Origin of the sequence: Shewanella sp. SG41-4 (genome assembly GCF_014164505.1) — a bacterium.
Taxonomy (GTDB): Bacteria; Pseudomonadota; Gammaproteobacteria; order Enterobacterales; family Shewanellaceae; genus Shewanella.
Genome location: NZ_JACJFI010000144.1, coordinates 1 through 10,561, shown reverse-complemented (window position 1 = coordinate 10,561; position 10,561 = coordinate 1). Strand labels below are relative to the sequence as shown.

9 protein-coding genes are annotated in these 10,561 nt (G+C 42.9%); all 9 read right to left on the bottom strand.

What is annotated here, in order from left to right:
* A partial coding sequence (locus H5202_RS13480; RefSeq protein WP_182772521.1) for a DUF599 domain-containing protein occupies positions 1-583 on the bottom strand: 583 nt, incomplete at its 3' end.
* Positions 584-667: 84 nt separating this feature from the next.
* Positions 668-1,327, bottom strand: a complete 660-nt coding sequence (locus H5202_RS13475) for an RluA family pseudouridine synthase (protein WP_182772520.1) — start codon at positions 1,325-1,327, stop codon at positions 668-670.
* Positions 1,328-1,421: 94 nt separating this feature from the next.
* Entirely contained in the window at positions 1,422-3,539 is a 2,118-nt protein-coding gene (locus H5202_RS13470; RefSeq protein ID WP_182772519.1) for a methyl-accepting chemotaxis protein, read from the bottom strand.
* Between the two features lie 134 nt (positions 3,540-3,673).
* Positions 3,674-4,948: a 4-aminobutyrate--2-oxoglutarate transaminase gene (gabT, locus tag H5202_RS13465; RefSeq protein ID WP_182772518.1), complete on the bottom strand. Its 1,275-nt coding sequence runs from the start codon at positions 4,946-4,948 to the stop codon at positions 3,674-3,676.
* Between the two features lie 11 nt (positions 4,949-4,959).
* The gene (gabD, locus tag H5202_RS13460) at positions 4,960-6,408 is read right to left on the bottom strand and encodes an NADP-dependent succinate-semialdehyde dehydrogenase (RefSeq protein WP_182772517.1); all 1,449 of its coding nucleotides are present in this window, start codon (positions 6,406-6,408) and stop codon (positions 4,960-4,962) included.
* A gap of 96 nt (positions 6,409-6,504) precedes the next feature.
* Complete coding sequence (locus H5202_RS13455) at positions 6,505-7,791, bottom strand: NAD(P)/FAD-dependent oxidoreductase (RefSeq protein WP_182772516.1); 1,287 nt, start codon at positions 7,789-7,791, stop codon at positions 6,505-6,507.
* Between the two features lie 218 nt (positions 7,792-8,009).
* The gene (locus H5202_RS13450; RefSeq protein WP_011638452.1) at positions 8,010-8,825 is read right to left on the bottom strand and encodes an ABC transporter permease subunit; all 816 of its coding nucleotides are present in this window, start codon (positions 8,823-8,825) and stop codon (positions 8,010-8,012) included.
* The gene (locus H5202_RS13445) at positions 8,822-9,721 is read right to left on the bottom strand and encodes an ABC transporter permease subunit (protein ID WP_182772515.1); all 900 of its coding nucleotides are present in this window, start codon (positions 9,719-9,721) and stop codon (positions 8,822-8,824) included. The genes H5202_RS13450 and H5202_RS13445 overlap by 4 nt, the downstream gene beginning before the upstream one ends.
* A partial coding sequence (locus H5202_RS13440) for an ATP-binding cassette domain-containing protein (protein ID WP_182772514.1) occupies positions 9,718-10,561 on the bottom strand: 844 nt, incomplete at its 5' end. The genes H5202_RS13445 and H5202_RS13440, both read right to left, overlap by 4 nt.

Genomic DNA, 10,561 nt, shown 5'->3' with positions numbered 1-10,561 from the left:
GCATAAACCAGCACAACGCTGCCATAGAGTAGTAATAAGAACGTAAGCCATAGTTATATGAATGCGCCGCTTGATCTTGTACTACGGCCATTTGCCTCGCGTAACCCAAGGCATTTTTATCGCTACCGGTTTTATCTAATGGCGCGGCGCCAATCATAATATTCACAAAGCCATATTGGCGCATGGACCAAGTAAATTGAAAGAATGCGAGCACAAAAATCCCGGCTAAAAGTGCCAGTTTAACCTGTACTAAAGCGTGATTAGGGGATGAGGTAAAGGGGATAGAACCGATCACGGTTTCAAGCTTTTCAACCTGCGAAAATAAAGTCAACACACCTGCCAGGATCAGTAAAGTTGTTGAAGCAAAGAAGGCGATATTACGTTCTAAATTAGCCAATAATGCCGCTTCAGCTACGCGTATCTCTTTGGCGATAACCTGCGACATCCAATGAATACGTTGCTGATGCATTACTCGTGCAATGCAATTAGAGGTTTTAGCTTTGCGACGGGCAAAACCGGTATACCCAACCCAACTAACTAAAAATACGATTAAAGCCAGCGAATCTAACCATGAAATCACCATGTTGATTAACCTGTGTAAGAATAAATAATAGATTGATTATGCATCAGTTTTACCATGCGGACATCAGTTTGTTGCTAGAAATGGTTAAAATGGGCTTGGACAAATAAAATCAATCCGTTGTTCTGTTATCGGATGGGTGAACGATAATGAAGTAGCATGCAGCATTAATCGGTCCGACATTGCTTGCGAATGGCCATTACGGTACAAGTCGCAACCTAATATAGGATGGCCAATTTGTTGGCTGTGTATGCGTAGCTGGTGAGTTCGACCTGTAATCGGAATAAAGGTGACCCGCGTTGATAGTCGTTGTTGATAACGGTCAATCACTTGATATTGACTATGAGCTGGCTTACCTGTGTCATGACAAATTTTCATCAACGGGAAATTATCGCTATCTTTGGCGATCGGCAATTCAATATCACCATGTTGATTAACCAAATCACCATATAACACTGCAGTGTAGGTTTTTGTGACAGTACGTAACTGAAATTGTTTGGTCAATAATCCATTAACCACTTTATTTAGCGCCACCAACATAATACCTGACGTACCGAAATCGAGACGGTGCACTAACGTTGCCGTTGGGTAATCTTGCACTAAACGATGGTGCACTGAATCCTTGTTTAATGGATTCTTACCCGAGAGACTTAATAATCCAGTCGGCTTATTGATTAACAACAAATGTTCATCTTGGTATAAAACCTCAATGTTGCCATCGCAAGGTGGAGCAATAAATTCAGCCATAATATCTTCGTGGTAATAATCTAGACAGGGATAATAATAGAAAAGGTGGCTTGTAAGCCACCTTTCATAGGGTTCGCGCTATGCTAAAACAAGGTTAAGTTCGTAATCGTCCCAATTGTTGATGCTGCTGCTGAACTAAATCAGCTAAGCTGTCACTGCTCTGCTGAGCACTGTCAGCCAACTGAGATAACTCTGCTGCAGAGTCCGAAATACCAGTAATATTACGACTCACTTCTTCGGTTACCGCACTCTGCTCTTCAGCTGCGGTAGCAATGTGAGTTACTTGACCTGACACTTCATTAATTTGTTCCACTATTGCATTCAGAGACTGTAAAGCGAGCTGAGTTTGCTCAACGGCTTTTTGTGCACCTTGAGCACCTTTATCAATGATGCTAGAAGCATTTTTAACTTCTTTTTGTAACGACTCAATCAAGGTACTAATTTCATTAGTCGATGTTTGAGTTCTCGATGCTAGCGTTCTTACTTCATCTGCAACAACAGCAAAACCTCTGCCTTGCTCTCCTGCTCTGGCAGCCTCAATAGCGGCGTTTAACGCCAATAGGTTAGTCTGCTCCGCAATGGCACTAATAACCTCTAAAATGCGGCTAATATTGGCACTGCTTTGCGACACCATACCTACAGCTTGCTGAGCTTGTGCAGAATCACCCGATACTCCCTCAACAAATACCATCGCTTGGGTTAACCGTGACTGACCGTCTTTTACATTAACGGTCATTGATTCGGTTTCCATTGCCGTTTGCTCTGAGGCTTTAGCCACTTCAAGCGCGGTGGCACTCATTTGATTAACCGCTGTAACCACACTTTCAATTTCACCATATTGGCGATTAACACTTTCGCGAGTGTGCTTAGCAATGTCTGCCGATTTTATGCTTTCTTGTTGTGAACGATCGGCAAGAATTTTGAGTTCGGAAATGAGATGGCGCAATTTAGCAATAAAGGCATTAATACCACTTCCCAAGGCAATTAATTCCGCATGGGCATCGACTTCTATCGCTTGAGTTAAATCGCCTTCGGCGCTGGCAAGATTTTCGACACGAGCTTGGATCATATTAAGCGGCGCAATAATGCTGCGAATAACCAAACTGATAATAAGCACCGCAATAACCGTGACAATAATACCAATGGTTAATAGCAAACTACCCAAGGACATCGCCATGTCATTCATGGCGGTATTCATATTATCTACCGCCATAAAGGCTTGCTCTTTCGGCACTTCGATAATCAATGACCAAGTGGCATTAGCGATAGGGATGTTAATAGGGTATGCCACGGCAATGGTGGTTGGTTCATTTACAAAACCCGATGAACTGTCTAACGCTAATAATTTTTTGGCTAATTCTGGTCTGACTGATTCGCTCAGTGGTCTAGCAAATTTTTTATAATGGCTGGCTGCCACCACAAAACCTTTCTGGCTCACCAATGTCACCTTGGCTTGCCCAGCATATAAGCTTTTAGACAATTGCATGATCATGGTTTGAAATATCGGCAAATTAATATCTACGCCCACCAAGCCTTTAAATTGGTTATCGATTACAACGGGCACAGTTAACGAGGTCATTAATGCGGTATTACCTGGAGTGATCTCGTACAAATACGGTTCCATTAAGCACGACTTTTTACTGTCTTTTGCACACAAATACCACTCAGCTTCGCGTACGCCAAACTCATTTAGCGTGGCAACATATTTTTCAGCCGCATCATCAACCTGATTCTGTTCTACTGTACCGTCATCATTGCGGGTGTAGTAAATTTCTAATGTGCCCGCATTCGCGACACTGTGGCTGCTACCTTGAAGATAACTATCATCGAGACCGTCGTAGCCATTAGGTTCAAATTGCGCATACATCGACGATATTATGTTGTTTTTTTGTAATACGGCCGCAAGCGATAACTCTACTCGCTCACGACTTAAAGGATCTTTTTTTGAGGTTTGTTCCAGTAGGCCTGCAAACGAAAAGGGAACCCGATAAGCTTCATTGATAAATCCAGCAATACGTTCACCGTACTCACCCGCTCTTGCAGATAATTTGTCATTAATCTCTTTCTGTAAAGCAACTTCTACCTCTGCGGCCAAGTTGGTATTCTTTTCTTTTAACCCTAACCATAAACTTAAAGAGAGTGTAATTACTGTGACAATAAATAACGCCGAGGTGATCCATAACAACTTTGACTTAATGGATAATGCCTTCATTCAATTGAGCTCCCGCTTTAGTATTAACTTTCAGATACAATAAAGTGTAGTCAGATTTGAAAATTAAGTAGGTGTAAGGTATAAAAAATCCCGTATAAACGGGATTTTTTTGATTATATGAGCAAAACGAGAGGCTAGTTAAACACTGCTTTAAAGGTCGAATCCATAATAGCAAGACCAGCATCAATTTGTGCATCTGGCGCAGTTAATGGTACCAGCACTCGGATAACGTTGCCGTAAGTGCCACAAGACAATAAAATCAGTCCGCGGTTACGTGCTTCAGCTAAAATTTTACCACTGTACTGTGGAGCAGGTTCACCGTCTTCCATTAGTTCAATGGCGATCATTGCCCCCAATCCACGTACATCAGCAATTTGCGAATACTTAGCCTGCATATCAGTGAGTGCCGACTTAAGTCTATTACCTACGTCATTTGCTCTAGCCAATAACTGTTCTTCTTCAAACACTTCAATTACCGCGAGTGCAGCAGCGCAAGCGATAGGGCTGCCACCATAAGTGCCGCCTAAACCACCAGCGGTTATGGCATCCATCACTTCTGCTTTACCGGTAATACCCGACAGTGGAAAACCACCCGCTATAGATTTGGCAAAGGTAGTAATGTCAGCAGCAACACCCATTTGCTCCATCGCAAAGAAAGTACCAGTACGACCAGCGCCGGTTTGTACTTCATCTGCAATTAACACAATGCCATGGTTGTCGCACAATTCACGTAAGCGCTTCATAAACGATGGTGTAACCGCGTAAAATCCACCCTCACCTTGTACTGGCTCTAAAATAATCGCCGCTATATCAGCAGGCTCGGCATCATTCTTAAAAATACGTTCAATTGATGCCATTGCATCATCTTCAGACACGCCATGCATTTCACAAGGAAATTCAGCTCTGAACACGTTGGCAGACATTAAGCCCATGCCTTTACTGTACGGTGCTACTTTACCCGTTAATGCTAGCGCAGCGATGGTTCGACCATGATAGCCAGAGGTAAACGCAATTACGCCTGCTCGTTTTGTATAAGCACGGGCTACTTTAACTGCGTTTTCAACCGCTTCAGAACCACTGGTAAATAAGGCGGTTTTTTTAGCAAAATCGCCTGGCACTAAATGGTTAAGTTTTTCACATACCGCAATGTAACTTTCGTAACCCAATACCATAAAACACGTATGTGAAAATGCATCTAGCTGCGCTGCCACAGCGGCTTTAACTTTAGGGTGCAAATGGCCAGTATTGAGTACCGCAATACCACCGGCAAAATCGATATATTCACGACCTTCAACATCCCATACGGTGGCATTTTCAGCACGTTCAGTAAATATTGGGTGTATTTGTCCAACACCTTGAGCCACTGCCGCCTGGCGACGTGCCATTAATCCTTCATTTGTTTTAGTCATAGCCCGCTCTCTTAAACTGACATGCAGATATATTTCATTTCAAGGTATTCATCGATACCAAACTTAGAACCTTCGCGGCCTAATCCAGACGATTTAATACCACCAAATGGCGCTACTTCTGTCGAGATTAATCCCGTATTAACGCCCACCATGCCGTATTCAAGTGCTTCTGCTACTTTGTAGACTAGCGAAATGTCACGGCCATAAAAATAAGCAGCTAAGCCAAACTCAGTATCGTTAGCTTGTTTAATCACATCATCTACTGAGTCGAATTTGAATAGCGGAGCTAATGGACCAAACGTCTCTTCTTTAGCAACCAACATCGATTTATCAACGTCACGTAAAATGGTAGGTTCAAAGAAAAAGCCACCTAAGTTATGCGATTTACCGCCAATGACTACGCTGGCACCTTTGGCAACTGCATCGGCCAAATGACGCTGTACTTTAGCCACGGCATCGGCATTGATTAACGGGCCGATATTCACCCCAGTATCCACGCCATTACCGACGCTTAATTTAGCCACTGCTGCTGCAAACTTTTGCGTGAATTGCTCGTACACACCCGCTTGAACATAAATACGGTTGGCACATACACAGGTTTGACCTGCATTGCGATATTTAGCAATCATTGCACCATCAACTGCGGCATCAATATCTGCATCATTAAATACGATAAATGGCGCATTACCGCCCAACTCAAGTGACAATTTTTTAAGCGTTGGAGCACACTGCTCCATTAATTTAATGCCTACTGCAGTTGAACCAGTAAAAGATAATTTACGCACAATCGGGCTTTCACATAAGGTATTACCAATTGCAATCGCATCACCAGTGATAACACTGAACACACCCGCAGGAATACCAGCACGATGTGCAAGCTCAGCTAAAGCCAATGCTGTAAACGGAGTTTGCGGCGCAGGTTTAACTACCATAGTACAACCGGCTGCTAATGCTGGCCCGGCTTTACGGGTGATCATCGCTGCAGGGAAATTCCAAGGGGTAATCGCCGCAGTCACGCCAACAGGCTGTTTAATTACAGTCAGTCTTTTATCTGCTTGATGGCCAGGAATTGTATCGCCATAGATACGCTTCGCTTCTTCGGCAAACCATTCAATAAACGATGCTGCATAGGTGACTTCACCTCTTGCCTCTGCCAGAGGTTTACCCTGCTCAGTTGTCATCATCAACGCAAGGTCGTCAGCATTTTCAATCATTAACTCAAACCAACGTCGTAACTTTTGGCTACGTTCTTTCGCAGTAAGCGCTCGCCAAGCCGGTAAGGCATTATTGGCTGCAGTAATGGCCATTTCGGTTTCTGCTTTGCCCATTACAGGTACTGTGCCAATAATTTCTTGGGTGGCTGGATTGGCTATCGCAACCGTTTCGCCACTGTTAGCACTCACCCACAGGCCATCGATATAACATTGCTCATGCAATAAGCTTGGATCATTTAAAATCACAATGCGCTCCTACGAATTCGAAAATACTCAATTAATCATTGATTAGTCATTTGTTAATAATCAGTTGTTAATAATCAGTTGATAATCAACTGATATCTAGATACCAAACTTGTCACGTAAAGTGTAATACCACGCACCTAGTGCACTAAACGGCACTCGAAGTGCATGTCCGCCAGGGAATGGATAATGTGGCAATGCAGCAAAGGCATCAAAACGTGTCGCTTGGCCATTAAGCATTTCGGCAATTAACTTACCGGCTAAATGAGTATAGGTAACCCCATGACCGCTACAGCCTTGTGAATAATAAATATTATCCCCAATGCGACCCACTTGCGGCAGACGCGATAACGTCATTAAAAAGTTACCAGTCCAAGCATAGTCAACTTTAACCCCTTTTAACTGCGGGAAAGTCTTTAATAGTTTAGGCATAATCAAGGCTTCTACGTTGGCTGGATCGCGAGCACCATAAACCACGCCACCACCGAAAATAAGGCGTTTATCGCCAGTAAGACGGTAATAATCTAATAGGTAATTACAGTCTTCAACACAATAGTCTTGCGGTAATAGACTGGCAGCCATTTCATCTGACAAGGGTTCAGTGGTAATAACCTGAGTACCGCAAGGCATTGATTTAGCTTGCAGCTCTGGCAATAACTTACCTAAATAAGCATTTCCAGCCACCACAACATATTTACATTTAACTTGGCCTTGTGCTGTGTGCACAATGGGTGACGCACCGTCATCCACTTTAATAACCGCAGAATCTTCAAAAATCAGTCCACCTAGCGATTCCACCGCACGGGCTTCACCTAATGCAAGGTTTAGGGGGTGAATATGGCCACCACTTTTATCGAGTAACCCACCGACATATAAATCGCTATTAACCACTTTGCGGATGCCGTCTTGGTCGAGTAGCTCTAATTGATTATTATGACCATGCGCTTCCCATAATGATTTTTGACTCTGTAAATGGCCCATTTGCTTGGCATTCATGGCAGCAAAAACGCCACCATCTTTTAAGTCACAATCAATGTTGTATTTAGCAATACGGTCACGAATAATCTGACCACCTTCGAACGCCATTTGACCAAATAGCTTAGCTTGTTCTTTGCCGACAACACCTTCGATAGAGTCAATATCGCGACTAAATGAATTGACAATTTGGCCGCCATTTCGACCGGATGCTCCCCAGCCAATTCTTGCTGCTTCAAGTACCACCACTTTCATGCCGCTTTCTAATAAATGTAACGCAGAAGACAGGCCTGTATAGCCAGCGCCAATAACACAAACATCTGTTTCAATAGTAGTTTCTAAGCGTCGGCGCTCGACTTTATCATTAGCCGATGCAGCATAATATGAACTAGTATGAGGTGTGGCGGACATAGCACTTCCTTTATAAGTTAAAACGTAATACAACTCACTCATCCTACACTTAAGCAAATTCAAAAACTAGCATTTATCGCATAATTTTTGACACTTTGTAGAATACATTAAACACCCGCATTATCGGAATAATGTAAACATATTCCAAGACGGGATATCGAAAATAAAAAAGCCACACTGACTTAGCGTGGCTTCTATATTGTGTTAATTCTGCGCTGTTATTCCATCGCAATTTTAGCTTTTTTCTCTGCTCGGCGTGCAAAATACCAAGATAAGAAAGCCACCAAAGATACCGCTAAAATAATAATTGTCGCGAGTGCGTTAATTTTAGGTGAAACCCCTAAACGAACTGACGAAAACACCACCATAGGTAAGGTTGTAGAACCAGGACCAGAGGTGAAACTGGCAATCACTAAATCATCTAACGACAGACTAAATGACAACAACCAACCTGCAATAAGCGATGGCGCTATCATTGGTATGGTGATTAAAAAGAAAGTTTTTAGTCGCGTTGCACCTAAGTCCATCGCCGCTTCTTCTATCGACAAATCCAGTTCACGCAGTCTTGACGACACCACTACCGCGACATAAGCAGCACAGAAGGTCGAATGGGCAATCCATACCGTAAACATGCCGCGCTCTGTAGGCCAACCAAAGGTCTCTGACATTTGCACAAATAACAGTAACAACGACAAACCGGTGATAACTTCAGGCATAACCAAAGGTGCGGTGATCATGTTAGACAAGGTTAATTTAGCCCATGAGCGTCTAAAACGGGTCATCACAAATGCTGCCATCGTGCCAATAATCACTGCCATGGTAGAGCTATAAAAGGCAATGCGTAAACTGGTCCAAACTGCATTTAATATTTGCTGGTCTTGAAATAACTCTCCATACCATTTAGGCGAAAAACCTCCCCACACGGTAACCAGTTTTGAGTCGTTAAATGAATAGATGACCAAAATAAGCATTGGCGCATATAAAAATATCAACCCAACCCACAACATCACTTTAGAGAAACTTAAGTTCTTCATACGTCGCTCTCCATGTTGCGTGACTGATAACGGTGGAATAAGGTAATCGGGATAATCAATAACGCCAACATTACAATCGCTAACGATGAAGCTACTGGCCAGTCGCGGTTATTAAAGAACTCTTGCCATAACACCTTACCAATCATTAATGAGTCTGGGCCACCGAGTAATTCAGGAATAACAAACTCACCCACTGCAGGGATAAATACCAACATCGAGCCAGCTATCACGCCGCCCATTGATAATGGCAGAGTAATTTTCCAGAAAGTATTGATACTGCTAGAGCCTAAATCGGAAGCGGCTTCTAGTAAGCTTAAATCCAATTTAACTAGGGTGGCGTAAAGCGGCAAAATCATAAACGGCAAATAGGCGTAAATGATACCGATATATACTGCAAAATTGGTATTCAGCATCTGTATTGGTTCAGAAATAACACCTAACCACATCAAGGCGTTATTAATTAAACCGTTGTTACTTAAAATACCCATCCACGCGTATACACGGATCAAAAATGAGGTCCACGACGGCAACATCACCAGTAGCAGCAATACCGCCTGCATTCTTACCGGTGCGCGGGCAATCGCATAAGCCATCGGAAACCCAAGCACCAAACAGCCCAGAGTAGCAACAAAGGCCATTTTTAATGATGTCAGATACGCCATGTAATACATTGAATCTTGCAGCAACAATAAATAGTTACCCAGATTAACGAATATATTTAGCGCCTCATCAAAATAATTAAATGTTGGCTCGTAAGGTGGAATCGCAATTGCAGCAGTAGAAAAGCTCAGCTTTAATACTATGGCGAACGGTAAGGCGAAAAACAGTAACAACCATAGGTAAGGGATACCCATGGTGAGATGTCGGCCTTTGAAAATTTTCAATGGATTCTTCATGAGTTTAATACAACCCCGCTGGTGTCTTCCCAACTGATGTAAACCTCGTCTTCCCATGTTGGGTGATCGGCGCGGCGTTCACGGTTAATCATTGAACATTGAACAATTTGTTTGTTTTTTAACTTAATGTAATACACCGACAAACCACCAAGGTAGGCTATGTCATGCACTACGCCATGGGCCCAGTTATATTCTCTTTCGGGCTTTTGGCGAGTAATAATGGTTTTTTCTGGGCGTAAGGCCAGAAATACATTTTTGTTTTCTAGGCTGGTTGAAATACCGTGACCAATATAAAACTGCTGCGATAAAGTCGGCGATTTAATTATCGCGTGGTCAGCTTCATCTTCAATAATTTCACCTTCAAATAAGTTTACCGTACCAATAAACTCAGCAACCATGCGGCTAGCTGGCGACTCGTAAATATCCATTGGGCTGCCGGTTTGGGCAATCCAACCTTCATGCATAATCGAAATTCGTCCAGCCATAGTCATGGCTTCTTCTTGGTCATGGGTTACCATCACACAGGTAACGCCTACCGCCTCTAAAATATCGACCACTTCTAACTGCATTTGAGTACGCAGCTTTTTATCTAATGCGCCCATTGGCTCATCAAGTAATAATAATTTAGGACGTTTTGCTAATGAACGAGCTAATGCTACACGCTGACGTTGACCACCCGATAACTGATGCGGTTTACGTTTACCGTATTTTTCCATGTGCACCAGTTTAAGCATTTCTTTAACGCGCACGGCAATATCTGCCTTCGGCATTTTGTCTTGTTTTAATCCAAAAGCGATATTTTGTTCAACTGTCATGTGCGGGAATAAAGCATACGATTGA